Below are 17,114 nucleotides of genomic sequence, written 5' to 3'. Positions count from 1 at the left end.
AGTTTCTCTAATAAAGTTATAATGAATGGATATCCTTAACGGGTATCCATTTTTTTATGTAAATAGTTCTTTGTTTGAGATTGACCAAAATGTGTAAAATTGTAACTAAATAATGTAAATGATTGATTTGTAAAACGATGACCTTTGTAAGGTGATGTTTAGGGAAATGATATCACAAAAATGTATCACTGTTAATCATTATATTATTTATGAAATACATATTATTCATCGTTAGTTTAATTACAAGCTTTAATCTATTTGCTCAAGATATCTTAATTAAAAACATTGATGTTTTTGATGGTAAAAACGAAAAATTAAGAAAAGGAGTGGATGTATTAATCCATGAAAATAAAGTACAGAAAATAGCAAAAAATATTCAAACTGATTCTTGTGAAGTGATCAATGGAGAAGGAAAAACATTAATACCAGGATTGATCGACGCTCACTGGCATACATCATATGCTTATACGCCTGCGGAAATTTTATTCCTTAATCAAGGAGATATGCCGGAAGTAGCCATACGAAGTATGAAAGGCGCAGAACAAACATTATTAAGAGGTTTTACTACCGTTAGAGATCCAGGGGGAAATCCTTTTGCCGTAAAGAAGTTAATCGATTCAGGAGAATATCCAGGACACCGTATTCTTCCCTCAGGGCCATTTATGAGTCAGACTACTGGACATGCCGACCATTATTGTGTATTGGATGAGCCTAGAAAATCACCGGGCGATATGAGCTATTGGGAGAGAAATATGATGGCTATTACTGCAGATGGTGTACCAGAAGTTAGAAAGGTTACAAGAGAAATTTTGAAATATGGTGCCACTCAAATTAAAATTTGTACAGGTGGTGGAGTATCATCGGAATATGATCCGTTAGAAGTGATGGAATATTCTATGGATGAAATCAAGGCTGTAGTTGAAGAAGCAGAAAACTATGGTACCTATGTGCAATCTCATGTAATGATTGATAAGGGTATTATTGCAGCAGTAAACGCTGGTGTAAAATCTATTGAACACGGTTTCTTTGCATCGGATGCTACTCTTGAATTAATGAAGGAAAAAGGTGTTTGGCTAAGTCCTCAACCATTCTTGGAGGGTGATAATAGTTTTGCTGATCCCAACAGTCAGAAAAAATGGTTAGATGTAGTCGATGCGGTAGACAATGTTTATCAAAAAGCTTCTAAGATAGGAGTGAAGGTATCCTTTGGTACAGATATTCTTTTTGATGGGGAATCAGCCAAGAATCAAGGTGCATTACTGGCAAGGTTAGGGAATTGGTATTCACCATATGAAGCATTAAGAATTGCTACTTCGGGTAATGCGGAGTTATTAGAAATGTCAGGGTCAAGACATCCATATCAAGAAGGTCCTCTGGGAGTTGTACAAGAAGGTGCATATGCTGATATGATTATCGTTGATGGTAATCCATTAGAAAACTTAGATCTAGTTGCTGATCCTGAGAATAATTTCCTGATGATCATGAAAGATGGTGTGATCTACAAAAACACAATGGATCAATAATTTAATTGATGATCCTACAAATCAGTAAATAAATAATTATCAATCTATATACAATCAAAATTTTAGTCTTATGAAAAACAATCTTTTTTATATCATTTTACTTCCATTTATAATGCTTTTTTCATGCAATAATGATGAAGATATTAGTCCGAAACCACAAATATCAAATTTTAGTGTAAGCGACGGTCATCACCATCATGGAGCACATGAAGGTACTATTATTATTGCTGGTGAGGAAGCGATTATTGATGCTGATTTAGAAGGGAATAAATTATCTACTGTCAAATTGGATATACATTGGGGTGAAGGTCATGAACATAGCATCACTCATGATGAAGATTCAATACCATGGGCGACCAATATCATTTGGCAATTTGGCGTAAATGATGGCTTAACTCCAGAAGGTGTATATCCTAATAATCATCAACTACATGAACATATCGATATCCCTTCTATGGTAGAAGGTCTTCCAATTAAAGAAGGTAATTATCATTTCTTATTGCATCTCTGGGATCAAGATGGAAATGAAACTCAAAGTGTTCTTAATGTAGAGATTATTTCAAATCATGAACATGAATAACATCTAGTTTCGTTTATAAATTTTATACTCTTCTATTTTCTTCTCTTTGGAAGAAAGTAGGGGAGTTTTTTGTGTTCATTCTCATGTAGAATATGAGTTAATCAGTTTTGTGTTATCATAAATAAAGCGAGTTCTACAACAAATCAGTTTACTCATAACACATAATACCCGTTAGTAGATAATAACCAAAATAACATTCTAAATTCAAGTTGCTATTTTTTATATACTTATACAATATAAGACGACATGAACTTAAATAAGAACTTCATTTTATTAGTTCTCATAACCTTATCAATAACTATTACTGCAGAATGTAAATCTTGGATTGGAGCTAATGGGAATTGGTCGGTTGCTGGGAATTGGGAGGATAATTCGGTACCAACTACAGATGATAATGTAGAAATTGATTGTGACTGTAGGGTAACCATTAACCAAAATAATGTTTATTATAAGACGATAACGATTGCTAGTGGGTCAACATTAAGATTCAGATCTAAAACAAATCAAGAAATTACTGTAACTATGTCTGGTGGAAATATTTCAATAGATGGTAATCTATATATTGATACCGATGTAATTCTTTCTGAAGACATAGATATTAAGGTAGAAGATGATGATGCCATTATTACAATTACAGAGAATGGATCCATATCTGGAGATGGGATTGAAATTAAAGCGGAAGGAAGTAATTCAGGGGTTGATGAAGGCCCTTATATTTATAATTCGGGAGAAATTACTTTTGACAAGTTAGATTTAGGGAAAGATGGAAATGGAGAATTATATAATTACGCAACAGGAATTATTAATGTAAGTGTTGAATTACATTTAGATGGAGATTTATGTAATATCGGATTGATTAACGTTATTCATGTCGATGGAACTGCAAAGTTGAAGCTTCATGGAGCTAAAATTGAATGTGGAGGACAAATTAATGTCAATATATTAGAATTAGATGAAAAGGGAGATAGGTCAGCTGATCTTGTAGATCAAGTGATAAGTGACGGCGAAAATTGTTCTGGTGGGGGTGATAGTGATACACCTATTTATAAGGTAGATGGTTCAAACTATAATTTCACCGATTTACTTACTGAAGATGATGGTAATGATAATATTTCAGTAGATCGAGATAATGTTTATTCTTGTACGAAAAACGCAAGAAATGAGGACCTACCAGTAGAGTTAGTTTATTTCGAAGCCATTACTAATAATGATGCAGTCGAGCTAATTTGGGAAACGGCATCAGAGGAAAATAATTCCCATTTTCTAATTGAAAAATCAACGGATAAGAGAAATTGGTTGGCAGTAGATCAAATTAAAGGAATGGGAAATTCTAACATTTCTATTTCTTATCAACTAATTGATAAGGCTCCTTACAAAGGTATTTCATATTATAGACTCACTCAAGTAGACTTTGATGGAAGCTATGAAATATTTTCACCTGTAATGATTTCTGTTGGAGAAATTGAAAAAGTGGAGATTCATGCATTTCCAATTCCTGCAGCAAATGCTATAACCATCACATCAACACAGAAAATATTTTATGATAAAATTATGGTATTTAATATCAATGGGAAATCTGTACTTGAAGCCGTTGATATCCAGAGATATGGCGAAAATCAGCTGACCATTAATCTTGAGAAACTAGATAATGGGGTTTATTTCTTTAAGAACTATAATGAAGTGGTAAGATTTGTAAAAGAGTAAAAGCCATAGCATAGAGGTTATGAAGAGCATAACCTTTATTTCAAAATATTATATTTAACATAATGTAGATTATATTATATTGATGTAGTTACAATATTCATTCAAAATTGAATAATAATGACGTAAAGGTAATCTTTGATATTACCATTTATATTATTAATCTTTACAATCATATTAAAACGGCACTTTCTAATTCTATCCTTGATAGATGATTTTTTCAATTTCATTCTTATGAAGACATTAATATTACTTTTTGCTATTTTCTCTTTATCACTTCGTCTTTACTCTCAATCAATCATCAAAGAAGAAGAATTTATCAACAAGGGAACACATAAATTTATCGATGAAGATTTAGGTAAAATCACTTATGATTATTCAATCAAATACATTGTAGGGATTCAAGAAAACAGTGGTCGGTTGTGTAAGGATAATAATTTTACTGTATTTATTGAATTTAAGGATTTAGACATTAATCAGATTCGTGTAAATAAGCAAACCTTAAAAATGGTGGAGTATCAGTCTATATATGAAAGAAGAATTGATCTCAAACCCTCTTTTTTAATTGGAAATAATAAAGACGAAATACAAGTCAATTTTCTTGATTTACAATCAGGAATGAACTACAGAGGTAAAAGATATTATTGCATCAATGAAAAAGTAAATTTATTCTTGGGTACTTTAGTCCAAACTTCAGAGGCCTCTGACATCAAGATTAATGTCAACTTTTTTGGAGTAACAGATTTGCCTGAAACAAGTATTTCATCATATATACTTGATAAGAAAGATGAAGAGAATATTTCTGTAGACTTTACAACAACAGAATATGAGTTTGTAAAAAACTTGGTAGAGATTAATAGTCATAATTATCGATTAGGTCATGCAGTCCGTGGAGTAAATACAAGAAGAAGTTTAGTAATGAAGACGATGTCAGAAAAGACACAAGACATTATGCAAAATAGTCTTGAAGCATTTAATGCAAATGATCATCGTATAGGAATATTAATGTACAATTACTCCAATGGCTATTTGTATTCGACATTTTTCAGACCAAAAAGTAAAGTATTAATACAGAAAAATAAGATAAAAAAGAAAGAGCTCGAGAGACTAGTCAATGACACCAACCAACTTTTGAGAAACGGAAACTTAATAGATGAAAGTAGATCATTAAAAGTAAAAACCAATAATAAAGCTACAAACCAAGAGTTATTGGCATCCTATGATAAACTTAAGAAAATTCTATATTTCAATGAAAGTTTACTTTCGAGTTTTGATCATCTAGTGATAATTCCAACCCATAACATTGGGACTATTCCTTTTAGTGCGATACGTTTTTCAGATCAATCCTATTTTATTGATCACCTCTCCTATTCTATCGTTCCAAGTGTTGTGGATTACATCAATAACATCATGGACAATTTCTTTACACTAACTGGAACTGATCCTTCTGAAATAGAAGTATTTTTTCAGGTACTAGATAAAAGGAATCAATACTCAGCAGTAATTGAGCTGGATGAGCAAGATAGCTACATTTTTCAATTAGGAAGTGCGGTGAATTTTGACATTGAAAATAAGTCAAGTATTGCCTGTTTTTATAACCCTAATTTTAGTTATTCCTCTGAGTTTACACAGTTACCTGGAACAAAATTAGAGGTGGATTTAATCTCAGAAAGAATACATGATTACTTTGATGTGAAAAAATATTCAGGTGACAAGGCAGTATATGATAATGTGATAGAGAATATTTATAAGAATGATATACTGTATTTTGGAACACACGGTGTCACCGATCCTAAAAACCCTTATGAAGGTAGTTACCTTGCCCTATCTAAACAGAGTAATGGTGTTGATAAAATTACTGGTCGCGATATTCTAAACCTATCTAATAATCACAAATTTGATGCATGGTTAACAGTAATGAGTGCATGTAATACAGGTCTAGGAGCATCATATGATTGGGGAATTATTGGTTTATCGAGAGCATTTTCAAAAGCGGGTGTCAATCATATCATGATGTCATTATGGAGCATTGATGATAAGTATACAGCAAAGTTTATGGAACTCTATTTTGAATGTTTGGTAGAAGGAAGTCCACTTTTCCCATATTCTCCTTATCAAAAAGCAATTAAACGATTTAGGAAAGAAGTGAGTGATAACCCCTATTATTGGGCATCATTTTCTATTATGGGGGTTCCTTTTTAGATTGAATTAAAAAGGAATAAACTAAAAAAGAGCTGTTTTAGATTGTTATAAATATAGCATACATTTTTGTAATACTTTTATATAAATTGTTGTTAATGAGTAATGTTTCTTGGAAATATATTAACACTTAGTTAAATTTGTTGTGTAAACTATTCAATTATTTATCAATTTTTTACTTTTTATTATGAAAGCAAACTACTGTCGTAATGTATTTTTTATGCTTACATTACTTTTTCTATCATCCTATAACTATGTCTTTTCTCAAACGTATTCTTCCGTTACTGCAGTAGGAAATGCGTTACCAGAAGGTGTGACAAGTTACCCTTTAACTCTTCAAGGTAACTATACTAATTATTCTCAAAACTATGAAGGGTTTTTACTTTTAGAAAGAGGTAAATCGTTCCAAATAAAAGCAGATGATACTTTTTTTGGTGCAAGCAGAGATACAGACCTTGTAGAAGGCCTTAATTTTACTACTTCTGGTGAAGAAGGAATTGGTTTTTATTATATAAAAGTCTCTCTAGGTGATTATAAAAAATTCACTTTATCAGAAATCAAATCATTAGGAGTACAGATAGATCAAAATAGTACAGGTAATTTTTCTAATGAAATTCCATTGTCCATTGAAATCGATGAGGCTAATTTATCAGTAAAGTGTTCTGTAGGAAGTAAAATTTTCTTAGGAGAAAGATTTAAGGTCTCGATAAACCATGATCCTCAATACTATCTTACTCAAGAATTAACTTCATATCATGTACATTGGGATGGTATATCTGGATTAAACTCATCTGATGTACCAAGTGAGTTTAATTTAAATTTTTATCCAAAATTCGGAGAAAAAGATTTACAGATTAATACAGAAAAGTTTCATCTCCTTACTTCAGTTGAAGCGGCAGATGATGACTATATGATTTTTGATACTCAATTAGATAATAATGAGAATGTTTATTCTGTAGGAAGTTGTAATTCTTGTGATGCCGATAAAAGGTCAGTTATCATAAAAGATGATGGTACTCAATTGCAAAAAAAATATTTTAGTATTGAACTTGAGGGTAAAAAAGGACATCAACTTGCTGTAAGTAAAGATGGAGAACATATTGCTATACTTGCTAGAAGACGCAACGGTGAGGGTTTTAATTATGATGGTCAAAGTTATGTGATTGATGGGGATGCCCAATTAGTATTAATACTCTTAGATGAAAGCTTAGACATTATAACCACAAAAGAATTGCATATCTCTCAAGTAGCTGATGATTTGATCTCTGATGGCTATGGAGTTACTGTAGATAACAGTGGAAATTTCTTGACTCAACATTTTGTAAATTCTAATGAGCTAACAATTAATGAGAGTCAGCAAACAATTTCTCATACTAGTGCTGTAGTTATCTCTAAATTTAGTAATAATGGTGCATCTCTTTGGAATACAAGGTTAGATTTAGATAATCAAACCGTTTTCAATACATCACTTATTGCTGTAAATGAATATAATGAAATTGCTTTAGCAATAGATGCTAGATTAGATAACTTCTATAAAGATGGTTCATACTTTTTAGACTTACCAAGTCAAGTAACGGGACAGAAATTATTTATATTCAAGTTTGATAATGCTAATGGTAGTATCTCTGATTCTAAAAATATTACCAATTCACCAGACTACGAAATAAGCGATTATTCAGAATTGTTTGCCCTAGAAGGCGCCTACAATGATTTTTTTCTTGCTGGTAGAAAAGCGTACTTAGATAAATTATTTAGTAGAATTGATAATACTGATGAAAGTCATGAAGAATCATTTTTTGTTCTAAACTTGTCTTCAAGTTGGAGTAATTACCAACCTAATTGGGCAGTTTTATTGACTCCCTTTAAAAATCAAATAGGGATTGCTCAAAACGAACAGATTAAATTATTTGTAGACAAAAATCATGATTGTTATTTGGCTTTTCTTCACAAAAGACCTTTTGAGGTTTATAATGAAAGGGCACATTTGATGAGCTATGATAATAGTAAAGGATTGAGTTTTTTGAAAATTGAAGTCCGTAATGGACATGAGAAATTTAAGGTAGTTGAATCAGGAAGTATTAAACTTATATCTGACTCATTTGATTTTAACCTTCATAGTATCTTTGAGAAGAACGGTAAAGTAAATATTATTGGTAGTTCTAATCAACAATCTTCTTATATAAATAACGATGAGATTATTTCTTTTGGTAGTGATATTAGTAAAAACTTTAAGTTAACTTTTGACAGTACACCTTATATTTCAGACACTCCTTTAGATAATTATTGGTCTTCTAAATCTTTCGTGTTTGGTGGTACTGATGTTGATGAAACACCAATTAATTCAATAGATGGTAGTCTTTTTGAAGGACTTATTTTTATTGAGAATAACGAACCATTTAATATCATAACATCTAATGGAGATAAATGGTCGGTGGATGAAGAAAATAATATTATTGTTTCGGAAGACCCGATCTACTTGGAGGGAAAAAATGATCAAAATTTATATATCGCTCAATTAGATTATCAGAAACAAAAGATGGTGTTTACTGAGGTCGAAACTGTAGGTTATACTTATTATAAAGACGAGAAAATTGATCTTGAAAGTGTAGTGTCTAACAAAGATTATGAGTTTTTAGAAGAAACAAATTCTTTTAAATTTAGTTTTGAGGACGTTACTTTAAAAGATAGCCTGATTTATATTATTAATTCAAACCCAGAGTTAACATACGGAGAAGCCACTTACTCTGATGATACAGCAATACCAACACATAATGGAAATGTAGCGGACATCCATGTTTATTTTGACTGTAATCATTCTCGCTTTGGTCATGAAATTCTTCATGAAACTTCAAATAAAATTCTAGATGTATTGATAAGTGATTCTTTTGATTACAAAGCGATTGAAAAGGATAAAGAGAATAACATTTATAGAACAGGTCTATATATAAATAATGAAGATACTGAAGGATCTGTTATTGAGAAGTTAGATGCTGAGGGTAAACTGATTAAGCGTAAATATTTTACATTGGAAACACAGAATGATTTTGGAAATACATTCAAAGTGGACCCATATTCAGGAAATATGATTCTAGCTCTTAATAACTCAGAAGGTAAAACATCTTTTATCTATGATGGCAAGGCATATAACGTAAGTTCAGAAAACCGAACAATATTTTTATATCTTAATAATGAGTTGGAAGTACAAAATGTTGTAGGAGCAAGTGCTTCTCACAGTTCAGAATATTCGGTTACAATCGATAATAATGGAGTGGCATTTTATTGTGAACGTATTAAAATAGATCAAAATTCAGATTTTAATATTTATAAGTTGACAAATGATACTAATGAGCTATTTTCAACAATTCATGTTGATGAAATTTCTGGATATTATTTCAATATGATTACTGTAGATCAATCTAACCATTTATATCTCTCTGGTGAATTTCTTTTTGATAAAATATCTCTAAATGAAGAAGAAATATTAAAGGATGTAGCTTCAAACTTCCCAATCATTTGTATTAATACAGAGACAAAAAATTTAGAATTTGCTAACACAATACTTAGCCAACCGTTAATGAGTGGTGGTTATACAGGATGGCCTACTGGTTTCCAGGCAGGAAAAAATTCTGTACATGTGACAGGTTGGGTAAAAAAAGATGACAACGTGATTGGGGATCTTTTTGATCCATATGGAGAAGGGAATGCAGAAGATTATTACTCCAACTTTATTCTAGAAGTCGATAGCAAAGGGAATCCAATTTGGGGACAAATATTAAGAAATAATATTACTTCAGGAGGAAACTATGGTTACACTAGGTTAGAAGTGGATGAAAATAATAATGCTTATTATCTATTAGACATCCGAGATGGATTACACCTTAATGAAGAAGAAGTAATATTAATGAATGAAAAAAGATGGAGATTTTTTTCAGTTTTAAAATACAATAATGGGGAATTAAAAAACAGACTTATTCTTAAATCTATAAGTTGGTATGAAGATTTAGTACATATTGATAACAAAATATTCTTAACGGGTATGGTTTCAACTCATGGAGAGTATTTTAGATATCAAGACTTTACGCATCAAGGAATTAACGATACTTATTATGGCGTTTCAGTGATTGCTTCAGACCTTAGCATTGATGATTATGAAAATACTGGAAATATCACTTGGGAAATAGACATGAATAATGCTATCGAGAATAACAGTTTTACTTCGGGTGATGAATTGGTTTTAGAGATCTCTGGAGAAAATGGCTATTCATCAAATAGTATTGAAGAACATTTTAATAATGTCTATACCTTCACAAAGAACATCCCTTATGGAGATATTGACTATACACTTTATATCAATAATGAAAAGGAGGAGATTTCTTACCAAAGAACTTACACAGTTGAATCAGATAAAGATACTATTCATGTTATTTTCCAAACAGAAGATGTAGTATCTACTGTATTTGAGAATGTAAAAATTGACGTCACTACAGAAGGTGTTTTCAAAACAACTTTAGAGGACCAATATTTTACAACTTTGGGTGATGAGTTAGAATATACACTTGTATTAGAATCAAATGAGACAGCCCCTACTTGGTTTGCGTTTGATATTTCTTCGAAAGAATTAAGTGTTGATCTTAACGAAATAGATGGTGGTCTAACTAGTTTAGAGAAAAAACAATTATTGGATGATTATAGAATTGATTTAATCCTCGCTGATAACAAAAATCAAAGTGTGATAATTGAATTAACTTTAAATTACAACAATCCTAATGATGATATAACAGCACTACAAGATGAGTTAGAAAAACATTTTAATGTGTATCCAACATTGACTAAAGATATTCTTAATATCAATAGTATCACAAGTCAACCATATACTTACAATGTTACAAACCTAAAAGGGCAATTGATTGAAAATGGTATTGGGTCTTCTACAACAAAGATTAAAACATCTGAATACCAAAGCGGATTATATATCCTAACGTTAAAAACAGATGAAGGTATTTATGTAGCTAAGTTTATTAAAAATTAAGCATAGAATTTCACTATATAATAAAGGCAGTCTTGGATACTTCGAGACTGCCTTTTTTAATAACACTATATCGAAACCCCCATCCAAAATCCAGAAACTCCAGATAATATAAATTGAATACCCATAGATAAGATAATAAGCCCCATAAATCTGGTGGCTAACTGCCCTCCTTTTGATGGTTTTTTATTTGGTGAATCTCCTTTGGACCTTAGGGCAATAATCACCCACATTAAGGTTAATACTATTAGGATAGAAATCAATGCAACTTTTGGGAAGTTATTTTCTGTTTCAGCTATGGATAAAGTAATTACCCCTGTAATAGTACCGGGACTTGCTGCAAATAATATTAGTGGCATTAAACTTTTCTCTTTTTCTTCTGGTTGCTGATTCGATTTTTGATTTAACATATTAAACCCTATCCAGAATAGAACTATACCTCCTGCTGCTTGGAATGCATCTAAACTTATCCCTAATGTATTTAATAGTTTGGATCCTAAAAATGCTGAAATAGCTAAAATGGCTCCTATACTTAAGACAGTTTCTGTTAGATCTTTGAGTTTATGTCGGTAGGATCTCCCCTTTTCAATTCCATTAAAAATCTGCGAACAAATAAGAGGATTAACTAATGACATAATTGTAAGTATTCCTTGAAAGTAGATTTCCATAATGATATTTTTTTGATGAATATTATTTAGGTGTATACCTATTCACAAAGGTCATTTTTCTTGTGATCTACTTGTTACATAAAAAGGTAAACTACTTATACAAAAAAGGCAAAACTATATGCATTCTATGATTTAGATAAGTTGAAATGCTTAGCTTTATATATCAGTTTGTAAAATATATAATATGAGAATCAAAAAAGTTAGAGGTCACAGAAGAAGGTGGAAAAAGATTGATAATTGGATAGAATATAATAAGAATTTAAATCTTGATGTTCTAAAACGTTATGAAAAAGAATATGCGAAAGTATATATCCAGCCTTGGTGTAACCTCTCTTTACGAAACAGTGTGATTGCCCCTCCGAAGGGAAAGACAAAGATGAAAATACTTCAAGGGCTGCTTGATATATTTAATTCTTGGAAAGAACAACTCAAGCAACTTGATGAAGAGTATTATTTGAAAATATGGTTATATGAAAGGGATATTTCTAAATCTCAGGTTGTTTGTGCAATAGGCAGTAATATCAGCTATTATGAAGAACTCTTCCATCAACCCAATAAAGAGAAGGTATTCCATTCTAAAAATTATGGAAATCTATATGATGAATTAGATAAACTCCAATGGACTAATGCTTGGGAAGAAGACCATTACGATGAGCAGTTTATAGATGAACCGGAAAATTATGTGAGTAGAAAAGCTTATGAAGAAGAGAAATTATGGTTTGAAAAACTGTTAAAGAAACCCCATAGATTAAGCTATTTAGATTACTCAAGAGATAGAAAAATAGAACAATATTCCTTTAAAAAAGGAGAAATATGGATTGGTGAAGAATAACATCATTTACTTTTTCTCAGAGGCTCTAAGCAGAACTTCTGAGAAAAAGTAGAACTTCCATTATTTCTGTTTGGGTCTGAAGACTTTCATTTCCTCCTCATTTGTTTCTATATAAGCACCTTCTATTAGGTCAATACAATATGGTATTGCAGGGAATACCACTTCTAAGCATTCTTTAATAGACTTAGGTTTTCCTGGTAAATTAACGATCAGTGTATTTTTGCGAGTTCCTGCAGTTTGACGAGAAAGGATGGCCGTTGGGACATATTTTAGACTCATTTGTCTCATTAATTCTCCAAAGCCGGGTAAGATTTTTTCGCAGACCGCTTCTGTTGCTTCAGGGGTAACGTCTCTCACAGCAGGCCCTGTTCCCCCAGTGGTTACAATTAAGCTACAGCCTTTATTGTCAGACATATCAATCATTTCTTTTTCCAATAAGTCTTGCTCATCGGGAACAACTGCATAAACCTCTTCCCATGGGGTAGTTAGCCATAGATTCATTAATCTTCTTACTTCTTTTCCAGGTAAATCTTCGTATTCTCCTCTACTAGCTCTGTCAGATACGTTGATAATGCCTATTTTTAATGTCTTCTTGTTCATTAATTTGGTGTGTTTGTTAAAATGTAAGTGAAGTTAGTGAAAACTAGATATTTTATAAATTTCAACTTCAACATATCAAAATTCTTATTAAAGTATTAATTATCTCATCGATACTTTTTCCAATTTATAATATTCTTCAGGTACTATAATCTTTTTAAGCTTTGAAGGGTCACCATCATATTTGAAAGTATACTCAAAATAATCAGTGGCATTAATTTTTATAAAATAGCCTTCATCTTTTATAAATGATATAGTATACTCCTCATCAATATCGATATAACTTGAATTATATATATTTTCATCGGTACTATAAAAGCCTATTGAACAACGTAGAGGTTCTCCTTCATGATTAACTACATTTCCTTTATAGGTTACTATTAATTCCTGATCGTAATATTTATCGATATTAGTCCATTGAACATTATTTCCAAAGTCGATCTTATAACCTGATGTAATATTCTTTTTCTCTCTGAATGTATTATAGATTTTATATTTCTGATTATTTCTTCTGTATTCATTGATCTTGGCAATACGTTGATTATTGGCCTTAAGAGATGCCTTATATTGTTTATGATGTTTTTTTGCTTCTTTTTGAATTATGCTCAGAAGTTCTTTTGTCCTAAATTCCTCCTGTATAATAGTTTGATTTCCTTTAGCGATCTTTCTAGCGATAAATCCATTTTGTACGGCAATAATAGTATATACTTCAATATCTCTGATAATATCTCCTTCTAAAGAAAACCTCGTTTCTTTGGTTGATGGATAGATATATCTTAAATAGATATTTTCGTTATCTTCATGGTAATAGTAACGCTTAATAATACTGAGCTCAGAGTTTGTAACTGGAAGTATGTTGATATCAAATAAAGCCTTCTCTAGTTTCTTTTTCGTAGAGAAAACTTTATGTACGTAATGGTTTTTTTCTGAATCAAATTGGTAAAGCTGTTCTGTCTCTTGAATATAATTGTGAAGATTTTCGTAAGGATTTAAGTTCTTTTCTTTAAACTTTGGTTTCTTAATAATAAACTCTGATTGAGCATTTTTTGATATATTTTCATTCATTTCACTCCAGACTAAATTATTCGTTGAATCTAGAACACCCTCAAATATTTTCATTGATGGATCAGCCACTCCTTTGATAAAAAGGTGACTATTACTATTAGGTTCTATCTTCAACTGCTTACCATCTTCAGATGAAATATTGAAGTAAAAACTACCAGCAGTACTCAGTAGTTGATGATCTTTTGTGATGGTTCTTAAATCAGAATTCGCACAATCATTGGCCCCAATCAATTCTTTTATTTCAATTGTAATGAAGTCTCCATTAATATTCTCCTTTATATCATGACCATCGAAATAGAGTACATTCCCTTTTGAAGTCTCTTTTACAAGAATAGAATCTTTATGTACAATGAATGTATCTGTTACGATCTTCTGCCAATTAAAGGTGAAGGGGATTCTTTGGTGAATTTTTGTAGGATGTTCTTTGCATCCAATAGCGATAAACAGAATAAGGAGTAAAGAAAGCTTGGTGTAAGTAGACATAATAACTTTTTTATTTCTACTATTAAAAAATCATTCCAAGTTATAGAGCCCAACTATGGATTTTTGTTTAAGAAGATCTTAGAGTATTTCTTAATAGGTAATGTGATAGATAGCTTTTCTTATCAATTATTGCAATACTCCAGCCACTAATAGTTATAAAAAAGGAGATAGTTTTTTTTACTATCTCCATTCTAAGTAATTTATTGTTTTTGATATAGTTCGTTGCTAAAATTATCACCTCCATGAATTCCATAGCCACCACCACTGTAAGCAACACCATTAACTACGAAAGAAAACCCTCTATACCTTCCTGTATTTCCGATATTTTCTTGTTTAAACCAACGGTTGCTAGAGGGATCATATTGGTAACAATGACTGTCTTCGGTTCCTCCAATTCGAGTACCGTTTGCAACATACCCTTTACCATCTAATACAAATGAGTTCGTATAAGATCTAGCATTTGGGAAATCAGCAACTTTTGTCCATTGATCCGTACTAGGAGTATATTTCCATGAGTCGTACATGCCTGTATGCCTAGCTCCACAAGTAATATAGCCCTCACCTTGAAGAACGAAAGTAGATGTTTCGGTTCTACCAGTATAAATATCACCTGGAAAATCACTGATTTTACTCCACTGATTTGTATTCACATCATATTTATAAAAATCTGTATATGCTATGCTTGTGTATGGTTCTGTATCAGCTCCAATTCCCAAATACACTTCATTATCTATTGTAAACATTGATGCCTTATCTCTTCTTGGTCCAATGAAATCTGTTAGCTGTTTCCATTGATTAGTTACTGGGTCTAACTCCCAGAAATTATTTTCACTAGTGGCAGTATATACATATCCTTTTGTGGTTGATGAAGTACTTCTTCCACTGAATTTCATTTCAAATGGGAGAGTATGTTTTGTCCACTCTAAACTTTCAGGATGAAATTCCCATAAAGCTAGTTCATTGTCGCTATAATGGTCAGGATCAGAAAGGACATAAGCTTTATTATTCATTTCCATAGTACCAGGATCGCCATAAAAACTAAAAGGCAATGTGTTTGTGACCATCACCCAAGTATCTCGGATACAAACTTCTTTTTCTGTATCAGTTACTGTATCGAAAATACCTACTGCAATTTTGGCTTTTGCATTAGGGTAAGGACCATCGGGGAAATAAACAGTGAGTTGACTTTCATTTCCATCAATAATTTTTGCTTCTACCCCATTGATATGTACTAAATTCTTAGAGTAGTCTGGATGAAAATACTTTCCTTTGATCTGAATGTAACTGTTTGAATAAGTACATGATGGAACAGATGAGACTTCTGGAGATTTTATTTGTAAAGGGTCATTATAGATTAGCTTCTGAAGTTGTGTATGCAATTCAATTTCAAGGATACTTGACGTTAAATCTTCGGGAACAATAAATGTGATTTCAGTACGACTTGATGACGAGATTTCAACTTTCTTATTGCTTATATATAAATGATTCCTTTCCGTATTATGATCAAAGTGTTTACCGAATATCGTTACTTTATCACCAAAGGTAACTTCCTTAGCAGAAACACTTTCTATTACTGGGTCATACAAGTGGAAAGTGGTACTATCTTCTTGATTATAAGATCTTACATAAACAGTGACCGAAGTAGAATCAATATTATTTGGAAGAATACAGGTAATTAATGAATCATTCTGTTCTAGTATTCTTGCTCTATTTGTACCAAAATAGGTTTTGCTATCGTTCGAATTATTTCCAAAATATTCACCACTAATACTAATTGTATCACCTAAATATCCGATTTCTGGGATTATCCCATTAATTATTGGTGCTCGATTCTTTAAAGGAGTAAATGGTAATGTTTTACCATAAATAATACTGTCATGAATGGTATGAATGTAGGATTTGAAATAATGAATTCTATCAGGTAATAATCCAGAATATATCTCTTCTTTAAACTCACTTGAAGAAGTTGGAAGTCCTAGTTTTGTTTCACTATAAAAAGTGAAGTTACTATCTAAGGAATAATAAAATCCATGTTCTGAAATTAGGTCATTATTATCTAAGGTACCATACAATTCTACACCGCCTTCTTCTAAAACAATAGCTGTATCAGTGGTTACCGTAGGAACTTCTACAGATATTTTGTCTTCATCTTCAACGGGATTTTTTTCTTTTTCACAGCTTAATAAAAAGCCCAAAAATATTAAATTTAAATACAATAAGTATGCTTTCATGGGAGTTGAATAGTTTAGCTCAATTATTTAATAGTTTGCTTTCCAAAGGTAAAAAATTATTGGTGAAACTGAATTTTTCCTTCCATCAATTTAAGTAACAATAACTATATCAGGTTACTTAATATTTGTTGTCATGATATAAGCAACAAGATAAAATAAAACATCGTTACTATAATTGTTAATCATCTATTATTACAATTTTATTTTCC

At 31.4% G+C, this 17,114-nt stretch carries 10 protein-coding genes; 6 read left to right on the top strand and 4 right to left on the bottom strand.

Going from position 1 to position 17,114, the window contains the following annotated elements:
* Nucleotides 1–209 precede the first annotated feature (209 nt).
* From HGP29_RS25620 to HGP29_RS25600, 5 genes are all read left to right on the top strand, one after another.
* Entirely contained in the window at nucleotides 210–1,523 is a 1,314-nt protein-coding gene (locus tag HGP29_RS25620) for a metal-dependent hydrolase family protein (protein WP_168885320.1), read from the top strand.
* A 70-nt stretch (nucleotides 1,524–1,593) separates the two neighbouring features.
* Nucleotides 1,594–2,103, top strand: coding sequence for a DUF4625 domain-containing protein (locus HGP29_RS25615; protein ID WP_168885319.1), 510 nt, complete (start codon nucleotides 1,594–1,596; stop codon nucleotides 2,101–2,103).
* A gap of 246 nt (nucleotides 2,104–2,349) precedes the next feature.
* Nucleotides 2,350–3,807, top strand: coding sequence for a T9SS type A sorting domain-containing protein (locus HGP29_RS25610; protein WP_168885318.1), 1,458 nt, complete (start codon nucleotides 2,350–2,352; stop codon nucleotides 3,805–3,807).
* Nucleotides 3,808–4,038: 231 nt separating this feature from the next.
* Nucleotides 4,039–6,006 (top strand): CHAT domain-containing protein, encoded by a 1,968-nt coding sequence (locus HGP29_RS25605; RefSeq protein WP_168885317.1) that lies wholly within the window; start codon nucleotides 4,039–4,041, stop codon nucleotides 6,004–6,006.
* A 217-nt stretch (nucleotides 6,007–6,223) separates the two neighbouring features.
* Nucleotides 6,224–11,032, top strand: a complete 4,809-nt coding sequence (locus HGP29_RS25600; protein WP_211093421.1) for a T9SS type A sorting domain-containing protein — start codon at nucleotides 6,224–6,226, stop codon at nucleotides 11,030–11,032.
* 65 nt (nucleotides 11,033–11,097) lie between these two features.
* On the opposite strand, the gene HGP29_RS25595 is transcribed toward HGP29_RS25600, so the two are convergent.
* Complete coding sequence (locus tag HGP29_RS25595; protein ID WP_168885315.1) at nucleotides 11,098–11,697, bottom strand: MarC family protein; 600 nt, start codon at nucleotides 11,695–11,697, stop codon at nucleotides 11,098–11,100.
* 184 nt (nucleotides 11,698–11,881) lie between these two features.
* Here HGP29_RS25595 and HGP29_RS25590 point away from each other — a divergent pair, with 184 nt between their 5' ends.
* Entirely contained in the window at nucleotides 11,882–12,529 is a 648-nt protein-coding gene (locus HGP29_RS25590) for a hypothetical protein (protein WP_168885314.1), read from the top strand.
* Between the two features lie 60 nt (nucleotides 12,530–12,589).
* Here HGP29_RS25590 and mog read toward each other — a convergent pair whose 3' ends face one another.
* The 3 genes from mog to HGP29_RS25575 all read right to left on the bottom strand — a co-directional run bounded on the left by mog (nucleotide 12,590) and on the right by HGP29_RS25575 (nucleotide 16,905).
* Complete coding sequence (mog, locus tag HGP29_RS25585) at nucleotides 12,590–13,129, bottom strand: molybdopterin adenylyltransferase (RefSeq protein WP_168885313.1); 540 nt, start codon at nucleotides 13,127–13,129, stop codon at nucleotides 12,590–12,592.
* Between the two features lie 99 nt (nucleotides 13,130–13,228).
* Nucleotides 13,229–14,674 carry a hypothetical protein gene (locus HGP29_RS25580; protein ID WP_168885312.1) on the bottom strand — a complete coding sequence of 482 codons (1,446 nt, stop codon included), beginning with the start codon at nucleotides 14,672–14,674 and terminating at the stop codon, nucleotides 13,229–13,231.
* Between the two features lie 200 nt (nucleotides 14,675–14,874).
* Nucleotides 14,875–16,905: an IPT/TIG domain-containing protein gene (locus HGP29_RS25575; protein ID WP_168885311.1), complete on the bottom strand. Its 2,031-nt coding sequence runs from the start codon at nucleotides 16,903–16,905 to the stop codon at nucleotides 14,875–14,877.
* Nucleotides 16,906–17,114 lie beyond the last annotated feature (209 nt).

It is taken from the genome of Flammeovirga agarivorans, assembly GCF_012641475.1.
Classification (GTDB): domain Bacteria; phylum Bacteroidota; class Bacteroidia; order Cytophagales; family Flammeovirgaceae; genus Flammeovirga; species Flammeovirga agarivorans.
This window is presented reverse-complemented; position numbering and strand designations above follow the sequence as displayed.

What these genes read in the sequence shown, in the direction of transcription:
- HGP29_RS25620 (WP_168885320.1), top strand. Translation starts at nt 210, where the DNA reads ATGAAATACATATTATTCATCGTTAGTTTAATTACAAGCTTTAATCTA.
- HGP29_RS25615 (WP_168885319.1), top strand. Translation starts at nt 1,594, where the DNA reads ATGAAAAACAATCTTTTTTATATCATTTTACTTCCATTTATAATGCTT.
- HGP29_RS25610 (WP_168885318.1), top strand. Translation starts at nt 2,350, where the DNA reads ATGAACTTAAATAAGAACTTCATTTTATTAGTTCTCATAACCTTATCA.
- HGP29_RS25605 (WP_168885317.1), top strand. Translation starts at nt 4,039, where the DNA reads ATGAAGACATTAATATTACTTTTTGCTATTTTCTCTTTATCACTTCGT.
- HGP29_RS25600 (WP_211093421.1), top strand. Translation starts at nt 6,224, where the DNA reads ATGCTTACATTACTTTTTCTATCATCCTATAACTATGTCTTTTCTCAA.
- HGP29_RS25595 (WP_168885315.1), bottom strand. Translation starts at nt 11,697, where the DNA reads ATGGAAATCTACTTTCAAGGAATACTTACAATTATGTCATTAGTTAAT.
- HGP29_RS25590 (WP_168885314.1), top strand. Translation starts at nt 11,882, where the DNA reads ATGAGAATCAAAAAAGTTAGAGGTCACAGAAGAAGGTGGAAAAAGATT.
- mog (WP_168885313.1), bottom strand. Translation starts at nt 13,129, where the DNA reads ATGAACAAGAAGACATTAAAAATAGGCATTATCAACGTATCTGACAGA.
- HGP29_RS25580 (WP_168885312.1), bottom strand. Translation starts at nt 14,674, where the DNA reads ATGTCTACTTACACCAAGCTTTCTTTACTCCTTATTCTGTTTATCGCT.
- HGP29_RS25575 (WP_168885311.1), bottom strand. Translation starts at nt 16,905, where the DNA reads ATGAAAGCATACTTATTGTATTTAAATTTAATATTTTTGGGCTTTTTA.